Source organism: Halovenus halobia (assembly GCF_051414135.1).
GTDB classification, from domain to species: domain Archaea; phylum Halobacteriota; class Halobacteria; order Halobacteriales; family Haloarculaceae; genus Halovenus; species Halovenus halobia.
Genome location: NZ_JBLKOA010000001.1, coordinates 937,221 through 959,407 on the forward strand (window position 1 = coordinate 937,221; position 22,187 = coordinate 959,407).

At 60.9% G+C, this 22,187-nt stretch carries 19 protein-coding genes; 5 read left to right on the forward strand and 14 right to left on the reverse strand.

Annotated features, from left to right (window positions below; genetic code table 11):
- Positions 1 to 409: 409 nt before the first annotated feature.
- From ACMGFM_RS05120 to ACMGFM_RS05130, 3 genes are all read right to left on the reverse strand, one after another.
- Positions 410 to 1,891, reverse strand: a complete 1,482-nt coding sequence (locus tag ACMGFM_RS05120; RefSeq protein WP_436901365.1) for an MATE family efflux transporter — start codon at positions 1,889 to 1,891, stop codon at positions 410 to 412.
- A gap of 124 nt (positions 1,892 to 2,015) precedes the next feature.
- Positions 2,016 to 3,584, reverse strand: coding sequence for an Hvo_1808 family surface protein (locus ACMGFM_RS05125; protein WP_436901366.1), 1,569 nt, complete (start codon positions 3,582 to 3,584; stop codon positions 2,016 to 2,018).
- 61 nt (positions 3,585 to 3,645) lie between these two features.
- On the reverse strand, positions 3,646 to 5,055 hold the full coding sequence (locus ACMGFM_RS05130; protein WP_436901367.1) for a class II fumarate hydratase: 1,410 nt from the start codon (positions 5,053 to 5,055) through the stop codon (positions 3,646 to 3,648).
- Positions 5,056 to 5,188: 133 nt separating this feature from the next.
- On the opposite strand from ACMGFM_RS05130, the gene ACMGFM_RS05135 reads away from it, so the two are divergent.
- The gene (locus ACMGFM_RS05135) at positions 5,189 to 5,953 is read left to right on the forward strand and encodes a bacteriorhodopsin (protein ID WP_436901368.1); all 765 of its coding nucleotides are present in this window, start codon (positions 5,189 to 5,191) and stop codon (positions 5,951 to 5,953) included.
- Here the strand turns inward: ACMGFM_RS05135 and ACMGFM_RS05140 are convergent.
- From ACMGFM_RS05140 to ACMGFM_RS05175, 8 genes are all read right to left on the reverse strand, one after another.
- Positions 5,950 to 7,134 carry an Mrp/NBP35 family ATP-binding protein gene (locus ACMGFM_RS05140; protein WP_436901369.1) on the reverse strand — a complete coding sequence of 395 codons (1,185 nt, stop codon included), beginning with the start codon at positions 7,132 to 7,134 and terminating at the stop codon, positions 5,950 to 5,952. The genes ACMGFM_RS05135 and ACMGFM_RS05140 overlap by 4 nt on opposite strands.
- A 95-nt stretch (positions 7,135 to 7,229) precedes the next feature.
- Positions 7,230 to 7,445, reverse strand: coding sequence for a hypothetical protein (locus tag ACMGFM_RS05145; protein WP_436901370.1), 216 nt, complete (start codon positions 7,443 to 7,445; stop codon positions 7,230 to 7,232).
- Positions 7,442 to 8,782: an NrfD/PsrC family molybdoenzyme membrane anchor subunit gene (nrfD, locus tag ACMGFM_RS05150; protein WP_436901371.1), complete on the reverse strand. Its 1,341-nt coding sequence runs from the start codon at positions 8,780 to 8,782 to the stop codon at positions 7,442 to 7,444. Before nrfD ends, ACMGFM_RS05145 begins: the two co-directional genes overlap by 4 nt.
- Before the next feature lie 2 nt (positions 8,783 to 8,784).
- Positions 8,785 to 11,013, reverse strand: coding sequence for a 4Fe-4S ferredoxin N-terminal domain-containing protein (locus ACMGFM_RS05155; protein WP_436901372.1), 2,229 nt, complete (start codon positions 11,011 to 11,013; stop codon positions 8,785 to 8,787).
- A 27-nt stretch (positions 11,014 to 11,040) separates the two neighbouring features.
- Positions 11,041 to 11,589 (reverse strand): halocyanin domain-containing protein, encoded by a 549-nt coding sequence (locus ACMGFM_RS05160; protein ID WP_436901373.1) that lies wholly within the window; start codon positions 11,587 to 11,589, stop codon positions 11,041 to 11,043.
- 126 nt (positions 11,590 to 11,715) lie between these two features.
- Positions 11,716 to 12,180, reverse strand: coding sequence for a halocyanin domain-containing protein (locus ACMGFM_RS05165; RefSeq protein ID WP_436901374.1), 465 nt, complete (start codon positions 12,178 to 12,180; stop codon positions 11,716 to 11,718).
- A gap of 40 nt (positions 12,181 to 12,220) precedes the next feature.
- On the reverse strand, positions 12,221 to 12,946 hold the full coding sequence (locus ACMGFM_RS05170; protein ID WP_436901375.1) for a GNAT family N-acetyltransferase: 726 nt from the start codon (positions 12,944 to 12,946) through the stop codon (positions 12,221 to 12,223).
- 357 nt (positions 12,947 to 13,303) lie between these two features.
- The gene (locus ACMGFM_RS05175; RefSeq protein ID WP_436901376.1) at positions 13,304 to 14,707 is read right to left on the reverse strand and encodes a serine/threonine protein kinase; all 1,404 of its coding nucleotides are present in this window, start codon (positions 14,705 to 14,707) and stop codon (positions 13,304 to 13,306) included.
- A gap of 113 nt (positions 14,708 to 14,820) precedes the next feature.
- On the opposite strand from ACMGFM_RS05175, the gene ACMGFM_RS05180 reads away from it, so the two are divergent.
- Genes ACMGFM_RS05180 through ACMGFM_RS05195 form a run of 4 tightly spaced genes read left to right on the forward strand, consistent with a single transcriptional unit; the run spans position 14,821 to position 18,016 of the window.
- Positions 14,821 to 15,732 (forward strand): ABC transporter substrate-binding protein, encoded by a 912-nt coding sequence (locus ACMGFM_RS05180; protein ID WP_436901377.1) that lies wholly within the window; start codon positions 14,821 to 14,823, stop codon positions 15,730 to 15,732.
- 47 nt (positions 15,733 to 15,779) lie between these two features.
- Positions 15,780 to 16,502 (forward strand): ABC transporter permease, encoded by a 723-nt coding sequence (locus tag ACMGFM_RS05185; protein WP_436901738.1) that lies wholly within the window; start codon positions 15,780 to 15,782, stop codon positions 16,500 to 16,502.
- Complete coding sequence (locus tag ACMGFM_RS05190; protein WP_436901378.1) at positions 16,499 to 17,305, forward strand: amino acid ABC transporter ATP-binding protein; 807 nt, start codon at positions 16,499 to 16,501, stop codon at positions 17,303 to 17,305. Before ACMGFM_RS05185 ends, ACMGFM_RS05190 begins: the two co-directional genes overlap by 4 nt.
- Positions 17,306 to 17,308: 3 nt before the next feature.
- The gene (locus ACMGFM_RS05195; RefSeq protein WP_436901379.1) at positions 17,309 to 18,016 is read left to right on the forward strand and encodes a TOBE domain-containing protein; all 708 of its coding nucleotides are present in this window, start codon (positions 17,309 to 17,311) and stop codon (positions 18,014 to 18,016) included.
- 78 nt (positions 18,017 to 18,094) lie between these two features.
- Here ACMGFM_RS05195 and ACMGFM_RS05200 read toward each other — a convergent pair whose 3' ends face one another.
- From ACMGFM_RS05200 to ACMGFM_RS05210, 3 genes are all read right to left on the reverse strand, one after another.
- Positions 18,095 to 19,318: an FG-GAP repeat protein gene (locus ACMGFM_RS05200; protein WP_436901380.1), complete on the reverse strand. Its 1,224-nt coding sequence runs from the start codon at positions 19,316 to 19,318 to the stop codon at positions 18,095 to 18,097.
- A 74-nt stretch (positions 19,319 to 19,392) separates the two neighbouring features.
- The gene (locus ACMGFM_RS05205) at positions 19,393 to 20,256 is read right to left on the reverse strand and encodes a 2-oxoacid:ferredoxin oxidoreductase subunit beta (protein WP_436901381.1); all 864 of its coding nucleotides are present in this window, start codon (positions 20,254 to 20,256) and stop codon (positions 19,393 to 19,395) included.
- The gene (locus ACMGFM_RS05210; RefSeq protein WP_436901382.1) at positions 20,253 to 22,016 is read right to left on the reverse strand and encodes a 2-oxoacid:acceptor oxidoreductase subunit alpha; all 1,764 of its coding nucleotides are present in this window, start codon (positions 22,014 to 22,016) and stop codon (positions 20,253 to 20,255) included. The genes ACMGFM_RS05205 and ACMGFM_RS05210 overlap by 4 nt, the downstream gene beginning before the upstream one ends.
- Positions 22,017 to 22,187: the final 171 nt, after the last annotated feature.

Sequence of the window (22,187 nt, forward strand, 5' to 3'; positions counted from 1 at the left end):
AACCACGGTCCAGTGGGTCCTTACGTCGCCCGGGACGGACCAAGCGGACGGCCCCTTTCAGTCCCACCCTGTGGCTTGTGACACAGGCCACCGCGGGTGGGACTGAAAGGGGCGACAGGCTACGCGAACCCCGACGACGTCGCCCGAAAGAGCGCCGCTCTTTCGGGATGATGAAAATCGCCGCTGGCGATTTTCAGATCACAAGCACGCGACCATCGAGAGCGCGCGTGGTTCGAGAGAGTGGAGCTCTCTCGTCATCCTGAAAATCTCCGATTTTCTGAGACAGCGAGTCGCGGGAGCGTAGCCAGGGCGAGAGCGAAGCTCTCGCGGGCAATCGGGCGCTGTGCGCCCGATGATGCCGGGGCTTTCTGGTTCTTGAAACCTGTTGCCGCTTAACTAAACACCACCGTCAGTCGTCCACCGAGGGCTCCGTCGTTGGGTCGGCCTCGTTGTCGGGGCTCTGGCCGGCCGGCCCGCGAACGTCGCCTGTCTTCCAGCGACCCTGCCGAAAGAGGGCGTAGGCAATTGCCGCACCGGCAATATTCGAGACAATGAAACCCCACCAGATGCCCGGCGGGCCAAGCGCTCCAATGAGTTGTGGGACTTCGAGTGTGACGCCAGCGAGTGATATCGTGGCTGGACCGACGCCATACGCCAGCGCGGCGGCGACTGGCAGCCGGATAAATCCGAGAAACGACACCGCGACGACAGCGGCCATCAGCGTGTGGCCCGCGCCACGGAACGCCCCAGTGTATGCCCGCAGGACGCCGATGAAGCCGAACGTGAGCGCCACGTATCTGAGGAATGACGCAGCAACGTCGACGACTGCGGGGTCGTTCGTGAACACCGCAGCAATCGGCCGTGGCACGAGGAAGATGAGGACACCCAGTGCTCCCAGCAGGATGAACATCCACTTCGCTGCGAACTGGGTCGCGATGCTCGCGCGGTCGACCCGCTCGGCCCCGACGTTTTGCCCGACCATTGTCTCGACACCCTGTGAGACTGCAATCGCGGGCAGGAAGATAACCGAGAAGATGCGAATACCGATCCCGAATCCTGCCACGACGACCGTCGAGAAGCCACCGACAACTATCAGCAGGGCGTTGACCGAGATGGCCCGTCCGGTCCCTTCGACAGAGGCTGGGACGCCAATGCGCAAGATCTTCTTGGCGTAGTCCAAGTCCGGGCGCATTTCGGAGAGTCGAATCTGGACGCCGCGGTGGCCTGCGAACATGATTGCCAGTCCGGCGACCATCGCAACACCCCGAGAGAACACCGTCGCGTAGGCAGCACCCTCGATTCCCAGCTCCGGGAAGACCCACCAGCCAAAGATGAGAAACGGGTCGAGGGCGATATTCAACACGACCGAGCCGAACATCACAACCATCGGCGTGACGGTGTCGCCGTAGCCCCGCATCAGCGAGATGAACACGAAAAAGCCGAACATGAGCGGGAGTCCCAGCGAGATAACCTGCATGTACGCCGTCGCTGCGACAACCGTCGCGGGCTCAGCCCCGAATATCCGGAGCAGGTCTTCGACGATAAAGTAGCCAATCACCCCCAGTATCGCCGCCAGAACAAAAGAAAACATCACAGTCTGTGAGGCGGCATACTCCGCCTGTCGCTCGTCGCCGGCACCCGTGTTCTGGGCGACCAAGACCGAGCCAGCGACTGAAAGGCCCAGTCCCAGCGAGATGAACAGAAACACCAGCGGGAAGCCAAAAGAAATCGCCGCCAGCGCAGTCGTCGAGTACTGGCCCAGCCAGAACGTATCGACGAGGTTGTAGGCGGTCTGGAGGAGATTCGTGATGACGATTGGAAGGGAAAGCCAGAACAGTGGCATCCCGATATCGCCGCTGGTCAGTTCGAGTTCGTCGGGGCCTTTGAACATCAGGCGCTCACCCTGCTTACGATTGGGCGGGTCCGGCAGTAGTGGCGAGTTGACTGACCAGTCAGACAGTTCACGTTCATACGGATGGGGTGGGAATCTATAGTACTTATGAATGACCGCGGAGTCAGGAGGGTGCCTCGGCGTGAACCGCGTCGAGTTGTTCGACAGTCGGCGCGGTGACGATAGTAACCTGTGAGCCGTCAGTGCGAATCTCCAGCGCCATATCGTAGCCTGATTCGGGGTCGAACTCGTACGTGCGGTCGGTGACTTCCTCGCCGCCTCGGAACGCAATCAGTTGCTCGTACCCTGCGACGAACGGTTCCCACTCCTCGGGAGAGGCCCACTCCGTCGTCCAGACTGCGCCGGTCTCGTTCGCTGGCCCCTGATACGTATAGAGTCGGTCGCCGCGCCAGCCGGCGGTTTCGGGCTGATAGTACTGGTAGGTGCGGAGGCTGCCTCGTGCGCGGAACGCCTCCGGTTCGTAGATTGTCACTGCGCCGCCGGATTCGATTGTCGGAGCGATGAACATCGCCGAGACGCCAGCGATACCGATCCGGTCGTAGCCGGGGCCATAGGAGCCATCGTACCGCTCGAAGTCGGCTGAACTCCGGTCTGGAACAGTGACGTTCGCAACCTCGAAGTCAGGATAGCGCTCCGGACGGATGACTTCCAGCGCGCTGGTCGGCGGGTTATCGTACAGCTCGTTGACTGACTCCCAGCCGTTGCCAGTCTCGTAGATGTAGTTGATGAACGCAGGACCGTCGTTGTACGGCTGAATCGTCTGGAAGTACAGCCCCCAGTTTGCTGGGCTGGACGACGAGCCACTGCCGCTACCCCCGCCCTCGGACCGCGGCGTGAGACAGCCCTTTTCCCACCCGCCGTTGGTACAGGCGCGGCGGTACTGCTGTTCGATGTAGTGGACATCACCCTCGATGAGGCCCAGAATTGCCTTGTCACGGTCGAACGTGTCCCGCCTGTACTGACCAAGGTCGAAATGCTGGTCCTGAATCGCGTGGCCAATCTCGTGGGCCAGCACTGCCTCGTCGATGCTCAGGCGTTCGGGGTCGTCGGAGACGATGACAATTTCCTTCGTGACGAAGTTGTAGGTCCCGCCGACGGTTGCGCCACGGTTCTGCTCGCGCTCTTCTGTGCTGTCGGTCTCTGTTTCAGAGAGCAACCGAATCGCCAGCGCCGCGTTGTCGGCCAGCCTGCGTTCCTGAGAGACATCGAACAGGCTGGACTGGTTCTCGCGGAACTGCTCGCGGCTCAGAATCTCGACCGGCGGCACGCCGTCTTTGGTCGGAAGACACCGCAGAGCCTCGACCCGTGCGGCGGCACGAGCGCTCATCATCTCAACTTCGGAGCTGTTGAGTCCATCGCTCGTGTTCACGGGCAGAGGTTCGTCGTACCAGTAGCCGCCAGCCCAGCCAAGCGTATCAGACGTGTTCCCGTTCGGGTCTTCGTAATCTGCCGGCGGCGTCGCAGCACACTCGTCCACAACTCTCACTGCCTGCTCTGACTCGCTTTCGGACTGCGTCTCGGTCCCTCCCGGTTCGTCAGTCGTGGGAGCCGACGAGGCGGGACTCTCGGCAGGTGAGTCGCCGGGGGTGAGAGCCGGTCCACCAGCGACGGCTACCGCACCAAACGTCGCAAGAATAACCGCGACAACGAACAACTGCCGTCCGTTACTCATTACTGTTTCTGTCGGTCGGACGTGACATAAACAACCCGCTCGATGAAGTACCCTCGACTCGTCAGTCGTCGCCGAGGATAACTCGCTCGGTCATTTTCGCGGGGTCGAGTACTTCGTCGGCTTCCTCCTCGCTGAGGTACCCCTTCTCGACTGCGACCTGTCGGACGGATTTGCCTTCTTTCAGCGCCGCCTTGGCGACTTCGCTGGCCTTGTCGTAGCCGATGGCAGGGTTGAGTGCCGTCGCGAGCGCCATGCTCTGCTCGACGCGGTCCGCACAGTGTTCCTCGTTGGCTTCGAGTTTTCGGACGAACTTCTCGGCGAAGACCTCACTGCTGTTGGCGAGGATGTTCGCCGATTCGAGGAAGTTGTGCGCCAGCACCGGCTTGTAGAGGTTGAGGTCGATCTGGCCCTCGGCCGCGCCGGCAGAGACGGCAGCGTCGTTGCCGACGACCTGCTTGTGGACCTGATTGACCGCCTCCGCGACAACCGGGTTGATCTTGCCGGGCATAATCGACGAGCCAGGCTGGTTCTCCGGCTGTTCGACCTCACCGAGACCGTTCCGGGGCCCGGAGGCGAGCAGGCGCAGGTCGTTTGCAATCTTGTTCAGACTGCCAGCAACCGTCCGGAGGGCACCGTGGGCCTCGCTCATCGCGTCGTGGGCAGCCTGTGCCTCGAAGTGGTTGTCGGCTTCTTGGAAGTCGATATCAGTCTCCTCAGACATGTACTCCGCAGCCAGTTCGGGGAACTCAGGGTGGGTGTTCAGTCCAGTGCCGACGGCGGTACCGCCGAGGGCGAGTTCGGAGAGGTGTTCACGTGTGTTACGCACGCGCTCGATTCCTTTCTCGACCTGTGCGCGATAGCCGCCGAACTCCTGGCCCAGCGTGACTGGCGTCGCGTCCTGCAGATGAGTTCGGCCCGTTTTGACTACATCGTCGAACTCTTTTTCTTTCGCTTCGAGTTCGTCACGAAGTGCGGCGAGGGCGGGCAACAGGTCACGCTCGACTGCTTCCAGCGATGCAACGTGCATGGCCGTTGGAATAACGTCGTTGCTTGACTGGCCGTAGTTGACGTGGTCGTTGGGGTGAATCTCGCGGGAGCCAATCTCACCGCCGTAAAGTTCGGTCGCACGGTTCGAGATAACCTCGTTGGCGTTCATGTTCGAGGACGTTCCCGAGCCAGTCTGGAAGATATCGACCGGGAACTGGTCGTCGTGGTCGCCGGCGATAACCTCGTCGGCGGCCTCGATGATGCAGTCGGCTTTCTCGTCTTCGAGGAGGTCGAGGTCACGGTTGGCCTGGGCGGCACCCTTCTTGACGATACCCAGCGCGCGGATGAATCGTCGTCCGAAGGTGAGATCAGAGATCGGGAAGTTCTCGACCGCTCGCTGTGTCTGTGCGCCCCAGTAGGCGTCCGCTGGGACCTGCATCTCGCCGAGACTGTCGCGTTCCGTTCGGTATTCGTCGTCTGTCATACCCGGTCGTTTGGCCCGGGGTGCGTAAAAGCTACTGAAACGGTCGCGGTGACCTGCCAGCAGACTCACACTGGTATTTAAGTCTCGGGAGCCAGTCAGTTCGGGTGAAACCACGCGGTAGTGGGGGAATACGATGGTTGTTCAGGAACAGACACTCTACGCGATTACGGCAGTGGTTGCGCTCGGTGCAGCAGTGGTTACGGCGATCCTGTTGCGAAACTACCGCGGCGACGCACGTCGACACGCTGCTGTTGCCGTGCTCTCGCTTGTCGCGCTCTCGGCCGGATACGTGGTGATGGCGCTGGACCTGCTGGTGCTTTCGACGCCAGATGGTGAACCCGTTTACATCAGTCGGTTTGCTGTCTACACGCTCACGTACACGGTGCTATTGAGCTATATTGGGCTGATCGCAGGTGCGAGCCGCCGGACCAGACTGGTTCCCGGTATCGCCACGCTGGGATTCACCTACGGAACGCTGGTCGTCCAACTCGCGCCCGCGCCGATAGACTCGCTTGGCAGTCTCGTTGTCCTCGCGAGTCTCGCACTCGTGCTGTGGGCCTTCTACCGGCCGCTCACGCAGGCAGCCCAGTCTGTCTCGGGGAACCGCCGGCTGCTGTTCGCAAAGCTCCGAAACATTGGGACGCTCGTGTTTATTTCGTATCTATTGCTCGCGCTCATGACCCGGCAAGCGCTGGGTCTGTTCGACGCCTTCGTCGGCGTGTTCGTCGCGGCCTACGTCGACCTGCTCGCTCACCTCGGACTGGCGGGACTCATCGTCTACTCCAGAGAAACGATCGAAGAAGTCGCCCAGGAATACAGTTCACCGCTGGCAACGTTCACCGCACGAACGAGCGAGACGAGCGAAGCAGGCGGTGACGCGCAGCCGACGGACGATTAACGGCCGCCTGGACCCTTCGTCCCAAGCGTCGCCTGCCCGGAGGGCTGGTCATCGAACGCGGAGCCACTATCGACAGTATTCAGCCTGCCAGCGACCTTTCGGCGGTTGACCTCGCCGATGCGGTCTGCCATCGATTCGACCAGTTCGACGGCCGAGTCGTGAACTGCACTGGACTCGTTTTTGATGACTGGGTCGGTGGTCCCGTCTGCGCCGAAGTCTTCGTGAATCGGCAGCGAGCCGAGGTTTTCGACGTTGTAGTCCTCGGCGATGGTTTCGGCACCACCAGAGCCGAATGGGTCGTGCACGTCGCCACAATTCCCACAGTGAAACGCGCTCATGTTCTCGACGATGCCCAGGACGGGCGTGTCGTGTTTCTCGAACAGGCGCAGTCCCTTTCGAGCGTCGTCGACGGCCATCTGCTGTGGTGTCGTGACGATTGCCGCGCCCGTGACCGGGAGCGTCTGGAGCAGGTCCAGCGACGCGTCACCGGTGCCCGGCGGCAGGTCGACGACCAGATAATCCAGCGTTCCCCATTCGACGTTCTCGAGGAAGTGGGTCATCACGTTGTTGACCATCGGCCCCCGCATGATCGTCGGGTCGTCCTGGTTTTTGGTGAGGAAGTCCATGCTGATGACCTTGACACCGTCAGAGACGGCCGGAATCATCGTCTCTTCCTCGGATGTGACGCCTGGGTCCTCGTCGGTCGGCAGAATCCGGGGGACGTTCGGGCCGTGAATGTCTGCGTCGAGCAGTCCGACACGGCCGCCGAGTTTGTCCAGTCCGGCGGCGAGGTTCGCGGCGACGGTGGTCTTTCCGACGCCGCCCTTACCGGACGCGACGGCAATGACGTTACGGATGTTCGGGAACACGTCGTCCTCGAAGGCGTCGAGGTGGTCGACATCGGCGTGGAGTTCTGGTTCGAGTCCTTCGTCACGCACTACGTCGCGAATCTCCTGCCCGAGGTCCATTTCGGTCGGCGCAAACGGAGAGTTGAATGCGAGCGAGATGTGCGCGGTGTCGCCGTCAATCTGGACGCTGTTGACCAGATTAAGCGAGACAATGTCTGCTCGCGGGCTCTGCCCGCTCGCATGGTCCGAGGCGCTTTGCGCCTCGCTATCGTCACCGATCAACGGCTCCTCAATCTCACCGAGTCGTTCCATGAGCGTCTCTTCTGTGGTCATACACGTCAGTAAGGGCTGGAAGGGTGTGTCCCTTTCGGGTTAGCATCGTGGCTGCCCACTCCAAAAAAGTCGAAAAAAACCGCACGTTGTGCTCGTTATCCGGCGAAGAAGACCGCGCGGATGAGCATCGTGAGGGCCCACAGCCCGCCCCACAGCGAGAGGACAAGGCTCGCGAATACCGAGAGTCCTAGCACAGTCGTGCTGTACCGTTTGGGTTTCCCGAGGAACCACCCGAGGAAGAGGGTGTACACCGGGAGCCCGATAACGCCGAAGATGACCCAGATACCTGGGTTAATAACGTCCCACGTCATGCTGACACCTCCTCGTCGTGACCATCATCATGGTCATCGTGGTTCTCCACAGCGTGGAGTTCGATCACCGGGAACAGCTTGAGGATGACCAGGAACAGCAGGAAACACAGCGAGACGGTCCCGAAGATTGACGCAATCTCGACCGGGCTCGGCGTGTAGTGTCCTGGCACTGCGTGATAGAGGCTGAAGGTTGGGTACTCCAGTCCCTCGAAGACGAACAGAATCTTCTCCGACAACGTCGCGTACAGTGCCATGAATGAGATGACGACCGAGCGACGCCGGGAGAACACTCTGTCACTGAGCGAGGAGGCAAAGATGTACCCGAGGACGATGGTCATCAGGATGAGCATGTCCACGTAGATCGGGTTCGTAATCGTCGCCTCCGTCACTTTTCGCAGGTCAAGCGGTGCGGCGTACAGCCCGTTGATGAGCTGCTGGAGCTGCAGCCAGATGTACAGCAGGCTGAACAGTCCAAGCCACTTCGTCAGTCCCTTGAACACCTCGTCAGTGAGGATGTGGTCCCAGTCGTAGGCCCAGCGCAGACCGTGGGAGATGATGATCACGCCACCAATCGCGGAGGTCAGCGCAATCGAAAGGAACTGTGGTCCCTGAACTGCACCCTGCCATTTCGGCATCGATGGCAGCAGAGCGAACAGCCACGGAATCACACCTCCGTGCAGCAGCAGCGGCGCGAGGATGATAATACCCAGCGCGAGCCACCAGACCATCCGCTCGATGATTTCGTCTTCCTTTTTGGTGTAGCCGAGCGTAATCGCGGCGTACAGCGGCGCGAGGTAATCCGGCAGTTTGTGTCGGAGCCGAACGATGTCGTACCGCAGCGTGAGGCTGATGTACGTCGCCGTCAGGACGAAGTAGAGTGTAATGACTGTCAGGTCCCACACGAGCGGGGACGAGGTCACCGTCCACGGATACGCGCCAATGACACTGGTGACCATTCGGTCTGGTCGACCAGTGTGCATGACGATATACATTCCCGCCATCGTCAGCGCAGTCAGCGTCAGTAGCTCTGCGACGCGAGCGACCGGCTGGTACTTGTCCATCCCGAACAGCCGGACGGCCGCCGAGAGGATAATCCCACCGTGTGCAACACCGATCCACCAGATGAACGCACCGATGTACAGTCCCCAGGTCACACCGCCACCGCTACCCCAGTCACCGAGGCCGGTGACGATAAGTCCGTTCTGAAGCTGCCAGCCCCAGGCGACCAGCCACAGCAGGATAACTCCAATTGCGGTTGTCGCACCCAGGAACCACCACTTCGAGGTGTTCAGGATGGGCTCGATGATGTCGTCGGGTTGTGGTTCTCTCGTTGCCATTGTTAGTGACCTCCCTCACCTTCTCCGGGCGTTACGCCCTCAGGAACGGTTGCGCCGTACTGGAGTCGTTCCATCCGTTTGTCGAGGACGTTGACGCCCCACTGGTTGTCGATATCGGCGTAGGCGACAGGTGCCTCGTCTTCTGGGACCTGTTCTGCCTTCGGACTCGGCTCGTTGCCGATGTAGGTGATGTTCGGGCTCGTGCCGAGGTCTTCGAGCAGCTTGAACGACGATAGCCCGGAGTCCCAAGCCGTGTTTGAGGTGTACTCGTCACCGAAGAAGAACGTGGTCTGTGCGACGACTGTCTCGGCCTCGCCGTCGTACAGAACCAGGCCAACCTGTTTTTCTCCCTCACCGGAGGACGGGTAGGAAATTTCCGCCTCGACGCCCGGCGGTTCGCTCTGGTAGGCGATAGCCGGAACATTCAGGAGTTCGCCCTCCTGTCCGATGACCGAATCGTACGGCGTGCCTGGCGTCTCGACGTTCAGGTCGCCGCTGGTCACGTAGACTTCCTCGTGGGCTGCCGCACCGGATTCGCCGTTGGCTTCGACGACAAGGTACAGCAGGTTCGCGCCCTCGTCGCTGATAGCCGACGCCGGCACGGTGAAGGTGACGTCAGTACTGGTTCCTGCTGCCTGGATGGTGACCTGCTGGCTCGCGAGTTCTGTGCCCGCAAGTTGGAGCGAGGCGGTCACGTCCAGCGTCTCGCCGTCCCCGAGGTCGCCGTCGTAGACCAGCGAGGCCGGAATCTGCTCGCCGTTGGTGTTGAGCACCTGCAGGTCCGAGGATGGGATACTGCCGAAGGAGCCAATCGAGGAGTTCGCGAAGTCACCGTTCTCGCTCAGCATCGTGTCGGCGACCAGCACTTCCTCGGTGTCGTAGACACCCCACTCGGAGCCAGCACCGTCACGCTGGACGAGGTTAAGCGAGTAGTAGCCCGTGCTGATACCGCTGAGGTCCGGTGCGTTCGCCGCCTTCTCGGTGTCGCTGTCTGCCTCGGCGTCCGAGGAGAAGAAGATGTTGGCGTCGAACTTGTTGGTGCGGTCTTCGGTATCAGATTTGGCCTGTCGCTCTTCGAGGTATCGGACTGCGCGGTCGTAATCGTCGCCGACCTCAGCGTCGAGGTCACCGAAGTGAATCGCGCTCATACCCTGTGCGTCACAGGCGTCCTGACAGGCGACCGTTCCTTTCGGATTGTCAGTGTGCTCGTCCTGACGGGACGGACACATCGTACACTTGCCCATCGTGCCAATCGGCGGGCGACTGTCGGTCCACCAGCCACGCTCGTCGTAGACGTGGTCGTTGGCGTCCTGCAGGACGTCTTTGCGCTCCTCGAAGTCCATCTCGCGGAGTTCGTCCGGGGTGTGGTTCGCGTGCTCCAGTCGGTCCATCTCCACGTCGGGGTCGCCCCACTGGAAGTAGTTGACACCGTACGGACAGGCGACCTGACAGTATCGGCAGCCAATACAGGTCTCGTAGTTCGTCAGCACGAGGCCGTCCTTTCCGCGGACGTGTCGTGCACGAACTGGACAGACCTTCGCACACGGTGCGTTCGAACAGTGCTGGCACGGTCGAACCAGCTGGTTCGGGTTCTCGGACTCGGAATGCTCATCTTCGTAGGTGAAGATGTACATCCAGTTTGCACCGGTCGAGGTCCCGTTTTCGTTGATACAGCCGGAGACGCAGGCAAGACAACCGTCACACCGGTCGAGGTCAATCGTCATCCCCCAGCGGTGTTCACGTTCGTCTGCGTCGGCCGGCCGGACGCCGTCGACGAGCTGTGGTACCTCCTCGTCGTTGCCGTTGTCGTAGGTCGCAAAGGCGCTGTAGCCGAGGAAGAGACCAGCTGCGCCCATCTTGTTCATCATGTCACGCCGGGAGACGTCGTCCGCGCTCAGGTCGACATCAGCCAGCGATTCGAGCAGCGACTCGTCCTCGAAGTCGTCGAGGTCGACGCCCTCGAGGTCGTCGAAAATCGGGCGCTCGTCGGCCTCGAACTCCTCTTTGACGTCGTCGTGATACTCGGCGTAGAACTCCTCTTCAGATAGTTCGCCCGCGACGAGTCGCTGGGCATCTTTCGCCATCTCCATCCCGAGGTCCGCGTCGTAATCGGTGTCCTCGAGCTCTTCGCGCATGCTCTCTTCCCACTGCTCGCCCATCGGGTGGAACGAGTCGTCAGTCTCGTATGGGTGTTTGCCGTCTTCCGTGTCTTTTGGATTTTCAGTACTCATTGTTTGTGTCGCAACGGGTCTGGTTGGTCATTCGACGATCACTGCTCCGTACATCCCAACCGCAGTATGGGGAGAGCAGTAGTACAGTTGGTTGCCGCTTTCCTCGAACGTCTGGGGGAACGTGATGTCCGAGCCTTGTGCTGGATCTCCACTACGGAACTCAGTCGCACTCGAGTCGGCTGAAACAACGTTGTGTTGCCCGCCAACCCACTCCCAAACGATTGTCGTCCCGGCGTCGACGAGAACCGCCGGATGGTCGAAGGCGAATCCGTCGCCAGCACCGACGCTGATCGTCACTTCGCTGTTGCCGGTCTGATCGTTGGCCTGGCCCTCGTAGAGTTTTGCACTGTTGTCCGTCAGATACGAGTGAACTGCTTCGGGGACGTTCTCGCCCCGGTTCGTACCGCCACCGCCGCCACCGCCGCCACCGCCACCGTCGTCGCCGCCATCTTCACCGCCGTCGCCGTCACCGCCAATTCTGTTCAGCAACACACTGCTACAGCCGGCAAGCGAAATGGCTGCGGCCGTACTCCCCGCAGCCAAGAACTTTCGTCGGTCACGATCTATTCGGGACATTTGCTTCAGGCGAGCGTAGCGACCACATAGGATTTAATGCTTCGGTTGTGGGTGACACGATTACCGTTAAATCCCGCACTATCGGGTGTGTGAAGACGACACGCATTTACCACTCCGGTATCTAGCTTACTGAGAGCTGACAATGAGCGCACCGCGATGGCCCTGACTCCGGTGTGGCTCACAGATATAGAGGACAGTTCCTGTTTGTTCGAACGTCTGCTCGAAGGTCGAGCCGGTGTTGCTGAGACCACTGTCGAACGAATCCCCCGGTGTCGAGTCGCTGGTGACAGTGTGGCCGCTCGTCTGCCACTCCCAGGTGACTGTCGTCCCGGCGTCCACACGCGCAAGCGCAGGACCGTACGCGAAGTTTCCGTTGGGCCCCACGTCGATGGTAACCGAGGATTGGCCGGTCAGGTCAGTAATTGAGCCATCAACGTTGTTTGCTCCGGAGAGGTGGTCGGCGACAGCGTCGGGTACGTCGTCGTCGAACTCGATGTCCGATCCAAATGGATTCGAGCAGCCAGCGAGTGCGCCGACAGCTACTGCAGTACTCGCTCGCAACACGTCCCGCCGGTCCAGCGGTGAGTTCATAGGATGTGACGCTTAGAAACAGCAACAGTTGAGCGCTTCGCTAGAGATACGCAGAGTCCCACCGCGTCGGCTTGCGGGCGTTGCCACAGCTATCACACTGGATACGGCCCATCGCGTCCATCGCGTTGGCCTGGTCGTCGCATTTGGTGCACCAGTAGCCGTAGATCTCTTTGCCGTCTTCCTCGGTGTAGATGACCCGGAACGGCGCAATAGAGCCCTTTTCAGTGTTGTCGTGGTCGATAAACACCGTCCGTTCGGCGAGGTCGAGCGGCTCGATTCCTTCCTGTTCGATCTCAGAATAGACGTTTTCGACGTAGGTCGTGCCGTCGATATCTACCTCTTCTTCGCCAACCTTCGAGAGGTCTTTGTCCTTGTAGAAGGTGTTCCCGCCAGCGTTGTCCGCCAGCACCCGAGCCTGAATGCTGGTCACACCCTGCTCGGCGAGGTGGTCGCGGGTCCGCTCGTAGAGGACTTCACCGTAGCCCTCTCCGCGGTAGTCGGGGTCGACGTGGAGCCAGAGCAGTTCCGCAGTGTTCGCGTCGGTCTGCCGGCTCTCCGAGAAGGCAACAACCTGTCCGTCGGCCTCTGCGACGAGTAGTGTCTTTTCGTCGTCAGAAAGCATATCTCTGAGACGGTTCTCGTCGTACCACTCCTCAACTGCACCGTTGATCGCCGACGGCGTCAGTGAATACGAGGTCTGAAGCGAGCGCCGCGCGACGTCCCTAATCGACGGTCGGTCCTGTGATCGAGCCTGTCGTGCTTCCATACCGACTGTTCGGACCGGTGTGCAATAAACGTATGTCACTTCGACACACTTTGTCTGTACAGACGGTCGTTGTGTGGTCAGCCCTACCTTAAACCTCCTAAAATACCTCAGTGTGTCGGATATATGGTCAGCAAAAAGCATATATACTCCACTATCAACAACCTAATTGGAATAGAAGAAAACAGAAAGACAAAAACGACAACATTCAGTGGACAGACCAGTACAGACCACGAACGTAACGAGACACCTGTCAATCCGCGACTGCCTGGCCAGTCACCTACCACGTCGGGTCGGCCGGCTCTCCCCCCTCGTCGCCGGTCAGTACGATGTGTGTTTTCAGCGGGCTCACGCCCGTTTTTAGAGTAACCGGTCGTAGACACTCCGCACAGCGTTGTGAAACTGCGTCGCCGTCTCGTACCGTGCCAGTTTCTCCCGAGCAGTGGCCTTGGCGAGAATCTCGCCGATACCGCCCGGCAGTTCGGGATTATCCGGGCTGAGTCCCAGCGGTCGGTCCTTGAGCACCTGCGTGCGAATATCACTCAGTTCCCCCTCGTACGGTGGGTCACCAGTGAAGGCGGTGTACAGTGTCATCCCGAGCTGGTAGATATCGGTGGCGTGGCTGATATTCCCGTGTGCTTCGGTGAAATACTCCGGTGCGGCGTAGCGAGGGTCGGTGTAGGAGGCAGGGTTGTCAAACTGCCGGTAAACAGGAATCAGCCCGACGTTGTCGACCATTGGCTCCGGTCGGTCGCCGAAGATGGCGGGTGTATACCGGATGCAGTGTGGGTCGATGCCACCGTGAATCCGGTCACGCTGGTGGAGTTGTGCCAGCGACGCCGTGAGGTCGAGCGCCGTTTTGACCGCTTCCTCCGGTGTAAGCTTGCCCCGCTCCCACAGCGTCTCCTCGGTAAATTCCGTGACCGCCCACGGCCGGGGTGAGTCCCCCCAGTCCTGAATACCGACGACACCCGGCGTTTCCGTCGCCGCCCAATCCTCAATTTGTGCACCCAGTGCTCTGTCGAAACTACCGGGTTCCTGGTCACGGTACAGTCGAACGATGGCGATATCCTCTTGACTCCCTTCGAGTGTGCGTGTGCGCACAGAATGACTGTATCGACTCTCAGTCTCTGGGCCGAGAAACTCGAACTCGTCGAACTTGCTCTGGGCTTCGACGGAGGCGAACTCCTGACCGTGGGGCATCTCCGCGAGTTGTTTGCGCCGGGAGAACTGCGACCAGTTGCGGTTCTGGTCGGGGCTCGATGTCTGGAGATGTTTGTTCTGTGGGGATCCGCTGTCTGAGTCGGTCTCAGACTCTCTGATTCGGTCCAGAAATTCCCGCGGGACACGAATCATGCCAGAACCGCCCACGTCGACGAGCGTCTCGCCTTCGCCGTCCTCGTCCGTCTCGAAGGTCACTTCCCACGGACGGATGGACTGCAGGCGGTTGTACAGCAGGCCGGCCTGCCGGCGGTCGGTGGCGTTCAGCAGCGCCTTCTGTACTGTCGTGTCGTAGCGGTTCTGGATCGTTGCGAGTGTTCGGAGGACTGCTTCGTGGTGGTCTTGTCGGACCGCCCACTGGGTGAGGCCGTTGATAATCCGTGGCCGCAACTGGTCGTTCGCGCTTGCGGTCTGACAGAGAATATAGCCAGCGTGGCGAATCAACCGGTTGTCCGGTGTCGCAAGACCGGCAAACAACGACCGGATGAACGAGTTCGTCTCGACGCTGTCTCGTCTCTCCGGTTGCTTGCCCTCCGATGCCATTACTACACGTAGACACCTGCTGGGTAAGAATATTGGCCGAGTCGACAACGAACTGCCACGTTTCAGGACTGGGAAAACACTGAAGTCAATCCGCTGCGACCGTTGTATCTAGTATGGTACAACGGCGGACGTTTCTCGGACTACTCGCGGGAGGGGCAACGGCAGCACTCGCTGGCTGTTCACTCGGAAGCACTGCCAGGGGGGATGGTGCTGTTGCCGGCGAGACACTGACACTCACGACGACAACGAGTACCTACGACACTGGATTACTCGACGAGGTGAACGCGGCGTTCACCGACGAGTTCGGTGCAAAGGTCGATGCGGTGGCCCAGGGGACCGGCGCCGCGCTGGAGACGGCACGCAACGGCGACTCCGACGTGGTGATGGTCCACGCCCGCTCGCTCGAAGACGAGTTCCTGCGGCAGGGGTACGGCATCAACCGGCGGGACCTGATGTTCAACGACTTTGTCGTCGTTGGCCCGGAGAGCGACCCGGCGGGAATCGACGGACTTGGGAGTGCGACCGAGGCATTCCAGACAATTGCAGAGAGCCAGTCGACGTTCGTCTCTCGGGGGGACAACTCCGGCACGCACACCAAAGAACTCATCATCTGGGACGAAGCGGATGTCGAACCTGGCGGAGCGTGGTACCGCGAGACCGGGAGCGGCATGGGCGAGGCGTTGAACCAGGCGAACCTCAGCGAGGCGTACACGCTGTCGGACCGCGGGACGTTCATCTCCCAGCGTTCAGAACTCGACCTCGGGATTCGCGTTCAGGGGCCAATCGAGGACGGACCGGAACTGCTCGCCAACCCCTACGGCGTGATTGCGGTCAACCCCGCGGTCCACGAGAGCGTGAACTACGACCTGGCGATGGCATACATCGGCTTCGTCACCTCGCCACAGGGCCAACAGCTCATCGAAGAGTACACCGTCGACGGGAACCAGCTCTTTTTCCCGCGGGCACTGTCGGAAGACCCCGACTTCCAGCAGTACGTCCCCGAGGGCTGGGACGCGGATAACTGACCTTTATGATAGCGACAGCGCTGTGGCACAGTATGATGGACTGCGGAATGGCGCTGTTCGAGGGTGTAGCTCACCTGCTCGACACAACCCGCCTGCTCGTCACCTTCCCCTTCGAGCGCACCTACGTCCAGAGCATCATCGTTGTCTCACTGTACGTCAGTCTCACGGCCGTCCTGTTGAGCACGCTCGTGAGTCTGCCGATTGCGATGCTCGTCGGCTTCGCCGACTTTCCCGGCAAGGGTGTTGTCGTCGCTATCATCAATACCGGGATGGGCTTTCCGAGCGTCGTCGTTGGGTTAGTCGTGCTCTTTGCAGTCTCGAATCAGGGACCACTGGGAGCTCTCGACCTCATCTTCACGACGGAGGCGATGATTCTGTCACAGTTCGTGCTGGCGACGCCGGTCATCACGGGCGTCAGTCTAGCGGCCGTCACCAGCGTCGAACAGGGAGTTCGTGACGCGGCCTATGCGACCGGCGGTACCCGAATCGACGTGGCGCTGGTCACGATCAAGGAGGCCCGCTACGGTATCGTGACGGGTGTGCTCGCGGGACTCGGCCGGGCAATCAGCGAGGTCGGGTCGGTGCTCATCGTCGGGGGCAACATTGCCAGAGCCGACGGCACTTCAGTCACCCGGACGCTCACCACAGCAATCCAGCTCGAAGCCCGGCAGGGACAGTTCGACACGGCGCTGGTGCTGGGCGCGATTTTGCTCGTGCTTGTCCTGCTCGTCAACGGACTCGTGCTCCGACTCGGAGGTGGGCGAACGTGAGCCTCGCAACCACGAGCGAGCAACAGCAGTCGTCTCTCGAACGACTCCGACTCGACGGTGTCAGCCACGGCTTCGACGGCACAGGCGTGCTCGACGACGTGACGCTCTCGGTCGAGCAGGGTGAAATCGTGGCGATAATCGGTCCCTCGGGGACGGGCAAGACGACGCTTCTGCGCTTGCTCGCGCTCTTCGAGGAGTCCGACTGCGGAACCATCTCGCTCGGCGAAGCGGACATCTGGGCGCGTTCGGGTGACGAGCGTCTCGCCGCCCGGCGGCGAATCGGGATGGTGTTTCAAGAGCCGAACCTCTTCGACGCGACCGTCCGGCGAAACGTCGCCTACGGCCTCCATATTCGACGCGGCTGGCGCGAACGACTCCGGGAGCTGGTCGCCCGGTTCGGAACCAATGAGGCCGACCCCGCCGTCGCCGAGGCACTGGAAACGGTCGGGCTGGACGACGTACACGGCCAGCAGGCCGACTCGCTGTCGGGCGGCGAGGCCCAGCGGGTCGCCTTCGCCCGCGCACTCGCGTACGACCCCGATTTTCTCCTGCTCGACGAGCCGACTTCCGACCTCGACCCCCGGAACACGGCGGTGCTCGAAGAAGCGATGGAGACTGCCCGGTCGGAGGACCGCGGTGTGGCTATCGCGACCCACGATATGAACCAGGCCGAGCGCGTCGCCGACCGGGTCGCGGTGATGCTCGGCGGCGAACTCATCGAAGTCGGGCCGACCGACCGGGTCTTCGAGAATCCACACGACGAGCGAGCCCGGAAGTTTATCGACGGGGAGTTAGTCTACTGAGTTATGGCCGACGACCCGGGGGCAGACGGACACGGGACAGCCGCACTGGTTCGCGACGGCGTCGAGTTCGACGAGCGTGACAGGGCGCTGCTTCGTGAAATCGACCGGACCGGCTCGGTCGCAGCGGCCTCGTCGAATCTCGGTCGGTCACGGCCACGAGACCTCTCACGGATCGAGACGCTCGAAGCGACCTTCGGCGAACTCGTCGAGCGCCGTCGGGGCGGCAGCGGTGGCGGCGGCAGCCAGTTGACCGACACCGCCGAGCAGTTGCTGGCCCGCTACGAGCGCCTGCAGGTTGCACTCACGGCCACGGCACAGGTTCCGGAGACGGTATTGCAGGGAACGGTATCGGAGTTGTCGGGTGAACTTGCCGAGGTCGACACCCCTGTTGGCGCGGTCCGCGGCCTCCACGACGACGTTGCGGTCGGCGACCAGTTGCAGGTCCGCATCGGTGCTGACTCGGTCACGCTCCTTGACCCCGGCAGCGACCCCGAACCTGACGAAACGAGCGCTCGCAACCGACTCCTCGGAACGGTTTCTGAAATCGACAGCGGCGAGACTGTCCTGACGGTCCATGTCGCTATCGGCGATACTGAGTTCCAAGCGCTGGTCACACACAACAGCGCACAGCGACTCGGGTTGGCGGAGGGCCGGGAGGTCGTGCTCACCTGGAAGGCCACGGCGACGCGACTGGTCAGTGAGAATCGCTGACAGCAGGACCAGTAGCGCTATCGGGGTCCGCAGCGACTCGTCTGCTCGCTGTGTCGAAGACAGGGAAACCGACCGGGGTTACTGTTCGTAGATGGAGACGAACTGCTCATTCGAGTGTCTGCCCGTGACGACCGTCGTTCCACCTGCAGTTGCTATTTCGCCGCCGAACTGTTCGGTCTGACTGGCCGCTGTGAAGTACCGCGAGTCATTCGCACTGGATGGGTTGGTCAGGCGATATATCGCACCGACCGAGTCACCATACGAGACTTGCGGTGCGCCGACCAGCGATATCTGCCCGCCCGTCGCGACTGTGTCACCGAAGTACTGGTGAGAGTCGCCGCTGGTCGCGGTGTACATCTGCTCGCGAGACCAGCGTCCGTCTGTGGAGTCGAACACGTACGCTGTATCGTTGATGTAGTCTCCAATCACAGCCCGTCCGTCGGCCATCGAAACCGACCAGCCGAAGTGGTCGCTCCCCGCAGCACCAGAGAGAGTCCTCCGATGGCGCCAGGTGCCCCCCGATTTCCGGAAGACGTGAACGACACCTGATTTGGCGCGTCGGCACTTCGAACCTGCCTTCGGTGGCGCTCCGACCAGTATCGTCTCGCCATCAGTCGCAACCGACCTGACGACCCGTCCGTCGTCCCGATTGTCGACGGACAGCGTCTGTCGCCACTCCCACTCTCCGCCCTCACGCCCGAAGACAGTTCCACGCCCGTCGCTGTCGACAGTCCGTAAGACCGCGGTATCGCCGTCTACCGCCATCGATTCGACGTAGACACCGTCGGTTAGTTCTGTCCGCAGTGCCCACCCGTCACCGTCCGACCGCTCGAACACCGACACGGGGATTCGCGACGTTCCCGAGTAGTTGTACTCGTTGCCGGCCAGCAGTGTCGACCCGTTGGCGACGATTCGCCCGCCGAAATAGTCTCTGGTCTGTTTCCGACCAGTCAGCGTTGCTGTCTGCTTCCACCGCCCACCAGCCCGTTCGAATACGGCCACACGTCCGGCCTTCTCGACACCATCGGGAGCAGCCTGGGGCACGCCGACGAAGACGGTGGTACCCGTCGTCGCGACCGCCTGACCAAACGAGGGCGGTCGATTGGGGCCGCCGAACGTTGCAACCGGCGTGCGGGACGTGGCTACCGCGGTGAACGGCTGTGGCGAGACAGTCTGCCAGCGCTCACTCTCGCATTCGGGACTGCTTGCCTGCTCCGGAAATATCTGCAGGCACCCACACAGACCGGCGAGTGTGCCTCCCGTGAGAGACCCCAGAACGGCCCGCCTCGTTCGTCTGGGCATGTCAAAACAGAAAATGCAGATTGGTATAAACGTCAGTGAGGCTTAAAGAGGAATTTGTGCGAAAAGAGTGTCCGTCAGTAGAACTCGCGGACGAGGTCCATCGCGCCCTCAGGCGCGCCATCGGGCACCGTGTTCATTGGTGCGTCGATGCCTTCTTGTTCCTCGAATGGGACGCTGTTTTCGTTCTGGTAGATAACGCCCTGATATTCCTTGTCGCCGCTGAGGATGACTTCTTTCGCTTCCTCTCGGTCGGTCGGGTCGTGGTCGTCTTCTTTGAGGTCCACGAGCGAATCGCGGAAGTAGTCGTAGGTGTCGACGTCGTTGAACGTCACGCACGGTGAGTAGACGTTGACGAAGCCGAAGCCGTCGTGTTCGACGGCCTTTTGCACAATCTCGGCGTGGCGTTTCGAGTCCGAGCTAAAGGATTGTGCGATGAATGTCGCGCCAGAGGCGAGTGCGAGCGCGAGCGGATTCACCGGCGGCATGTTGGTGCCGTCAGGCGAGGTGGATGTCTCGAAGTCCTCGCGACTGGTTGGTGAGGCCTGACCCTTGGTCAGCCCGTAGATGCGGTTGTCCATCACGACGTAGGTCATGTCGACGTTTCGGCGTACTGCGTGGACGAAGTGGCCTGCGCCAATCGAGTAGCCGTCACCGTCACCGCCGGCAACCATTACCTCCAGTTCTGGGTTGGCCATCTTCACACCAATCCCGACTGGGAGTGCTCGGCCGTGGACACCGTGCAGCGCGTAGCTGTGCATGTAGGTGCCAATCTTGCCTGAACAGCCAATCCCGGCGACGATGAAGGTATCGTCGGGGCTGTTGCCCGTCTCGGCAAGGGCTTTCATCATGCCGTTCATGGTGCCGAAGTCACCGCAGCCTGGGCACCATGTCGGCTGTTTATCCGACTTGAAGTCGACGAAGCTTACCTCGGAGCTCATTGTTCTACCTCCGCCTGTGGGCTGACGGTAGCCTTGATATCTTCTGCGAGTTCGTCCGCCTTGAAGCGGATTCCGTTGTACTTGTTGATCCGTTCGACTCGTTCGAGCACATCGTGTTCGACGACATCGGCGAACTGGCCGGTCGCGTTACACTCGACGACAATTGTCGTCTCGGCGTCTTCGATTGCTGCTTCGAGGTCAGGTCGCGGGAACAGATACGGAACAGAGAGGATACGAACGTCGACGTCGTCCTCTTCGAGGAACTCGAGTGCCTCCCGCAATGCGCCCTCGTTCGACCCCCACGAAATTACGAGTGTATCCGCGTCGGAATCACCGAACTCGCGGGGTTCCCAGTCTTCCTCCTCGCGGGCAGTCTGGACCTTCCGTTCGCGCTTATCGACCTGTTCGATACGAACGTCAGTATCCTCGGTTCGCCGGCCCAGCGAGTCGTGTTCCAGCCCAGTCGTCATGTGAGCACCCTGGGTGTTGCCGGGGAACGTTCGGGGACTGATCCCGTCGGCGGTCGCGAAGTGTGGCTGGAAACGGCCCTGTTCGTCCTGCCAGGTGTCGATATCGTTTTCGTCGACAACTTTCCCGCGGTCGATTTCGACCTCGTCCATGTCGAAGGCTTCCGGCGGGAACGTCTGCTCGGTCACTGCCAGCGCGAGGTCAGAAACGAGGAACACCGGCGTCTGGTACTTCTCGGCGAGGTTGAAGGCCTCGACGGTCTTCCAGAAACACTCCGAGACTGTCGTCGGGCCGACGACGAAGCGCGGAATCTCGCCGTGGCCACCGTAGAGCAACATGTTCAGGTCGCCCTGCTCCTGTTTGGTCGGCATCCCCGTCGAGGGACCAGAGCGCATCACGTCACAGATAACGAGCGGCGTTTCGGTGGTGGCAACCAGCCCGAAGGTTTCGGTCATCAGGTCGATTCCCGGGCCAGAGGTGGCGGTCATCGACCGCGCACCGGCCCGCGCCGCACCGAGTGCCATGTTGATTGCCGAGAGTTCGTCCTCGGCCTGAACGACTTTCCCGCCGAACTGGTCGATTCGTCCGGTCAGATACTCCATCACGTCCGTCGCAGGCGTGATGGGGTAGCCGGAGTAGAACTTACAGCCAGCAGCGATAGCGCCCATCCCGATGGCTTCGTCACCGTTCAGGAGGACGTAATCGTTGTCCGTCGTTTCGAGGTCGTAATCGAACTCGTGGTCGTAGTTCTCCTGGACGTACTCCTGACCAAGCCGAGCCGACTTCTTGTTGTTCTCGACGATTGCCGTCCCCTTGTCGGAGAATCGTTTTTCCAGTGACGCGTCCAGATTCTCGATTGGGAACTGCGAAACTTCACAGGCAGCCCCCAGCGCGACGATATTGGCCATGATTGCACCGCCAGCCTCCTCGGCGAGGCGTTTCAGCGGCACGTTGAGGCCGACCATCCCGTCGGGAATCTCGACATCCTGCATCGAGGTTCGTTCCCCGTCGTAGATGATAACGCTCCCCTCGTGGAGTTCGTCCATGTTTTCGTCGATGGTTCGCTCAGTCAACGCAATGAGAATATCTAGCCGATCGACGACACTCTCGACGCGGTCGACAGACGTCCGTACCTTGTAGGCGGTGTAGCCGCCCCGAATCCGTGAAGCGAAGTCTTTCGAGGTAAAGACGTGTCTGCCTGCCCGCGAGAGCGCCTGTGCAAATATTTTCCCTGTTGAATCGATCCCATCGCCGGCTTCGCCGCCGATGGCCCAGTTCAGGTCCTCGGGCATACTAGCTCAGGGTACAAAGGGCCGGTGCAAAAGCCTTCTGCAATCCCGTGAACCGACCGGCATTAGCCGCCAAAACATCAAAATTTGAGACATTCACTCGGGAGAGGAACACAATTGCTTACTAATAATCGTGATGGATTCGTCGGACAGGAATTGTCGAAGTGTACGAAT

Excerpts from the sequence above, each read along its gene's own strand:
- ACMGFM_RS05195 (WP_436901379.1), top strand. The coding sequence starts at position 17,309 with ATGGCCGACGACCCGGGGGCAGACGGACACGGGACAGCCGCACTGGTT.
- ACMGFM_RS05140 (WP_436901369.1), bottom strand. The coding sequence starts at position 7,134 with ATGACCACAGAAGAGACGCTCATGGAACGACTCGGTGAGATTGAGGAG.
- ACMGFM_RS05185 (WP_436901738.1), top strand. The coding sequence starts at position 15,780 with ATGGCGCTGTTCGAGGGTGTAGCTCACCTGCTCGACACAACCCGCCTG.
- ACMGFM_RS05120 (WP_436901365.1), bottom strand. The coding sequence starts at position 1,891 with ATGTTCAAAGGCCCCGACGAACTCGAACTGACCAGCGGCGATATCGGG.
- ACMGFM_RS05135 (WP_436901368.1), top strand. The coding sequence starts at position 5,189 with ATGGTTGTTCAGGAACAGACACTCTACGCGATTACGGCAGTGGTTGCG.
- ACMGFM_RS05160 (WP_436901373.1), bottom strand. The coding sequence starts at position 11,589 with ATGTCCCGAATAGATCGTGACCGACGAAAGTTCTTGGCTGCGGGGAGT.
- ACMGFM_RS05175 (WP_436901376.1), bottom strand. The coding sequence starts at position 14,707 with ATGGCATCGGAGGGCAAGCAACCGGAGAGACGAGACAGCGTCGAGACG.
- ACMGFM_RS05210 (WP_436901382.1), bottom strand. The coding sequence starts at position 22,016 with ATGCCCGAGGACCTGAACTGGGCCATCGGCGGCGAAGCCGGCGATGGG.
- nrfD (WP_436901371.1), bottom strand. The coding sequence starts at position 8,782 with ATGGCAACGAGAGAACCACAACCCGACGACATCATCGAGCCCATCCTG.
- ACMGFM_RS05165 (WP_436901374.1), bottom strand. The coding sequence starts at position 12,180 with ATGAACTCACCGCTGGACCGGCGGGACGTGTTGCGAGCGAGTACTGCA.
- ACMGFM_RS05125 (WP_436901366.1), bottom strand. The coding sequence starts at position 3,584 with ATGAGTAACGGACGGCAGTTGTTCGTTGTCGCGGTTATTCTTGCGACG.
- ACMGFM_RS05205 (WP_436901381.1), bottom strand. The coding sequence starts at position 20,256 with ATGAGCTCCGAGGTAAGCTTCGTCGACTTCAAGTCGGATAAACAGCCG.
- ACMGFM_RS05130 (WP_436901367.1), bottom strand. The coding sequence starts at position 5,055 with ATGACAGACGACGAATACCGAACGGAACGCGACAGTCTCGGCGAGATG.
- ACMGFM_RS05180 (WP_436901377.1), top strand. The coding sequence starts at position 14,821 with ATGGTACAACGGCGGACGTTTCTCGGACTACTCGCGGGAGGGGCAACG.
- ACMGFM_RS05170 (WP_436901375.1), bottom strand. The coding sequence starts at position 12,946 with ATGGAAGCACGACAGGCTCGATCACAGGACCGACCGTCGATTAGGGAC.
- ACMGFM_RS05145 (WP_436901370.1), bottom strand. The coding sequence starts at position 7,445 with ATGACGTGGGACGTTATTAACCCAGGTATCTGGGTCATCTTCGGCGTT.
- ACMGFM_RS05155 (WP_436901372.1), bottom strand. The coding sequence starts at position 11,013 with ATGAGTACTGAAAATCCAAAAGACACGGAAGACGGCAAACACCCATAC.
- ACMGFM_RS05200 (WP_436901380.1), bottom strand. The coding sequence starts at position 19,318 with ATGCCCAGACGAACGAGGCGGGCCGTTCTGGGGTCTCTCACGGGAGGC.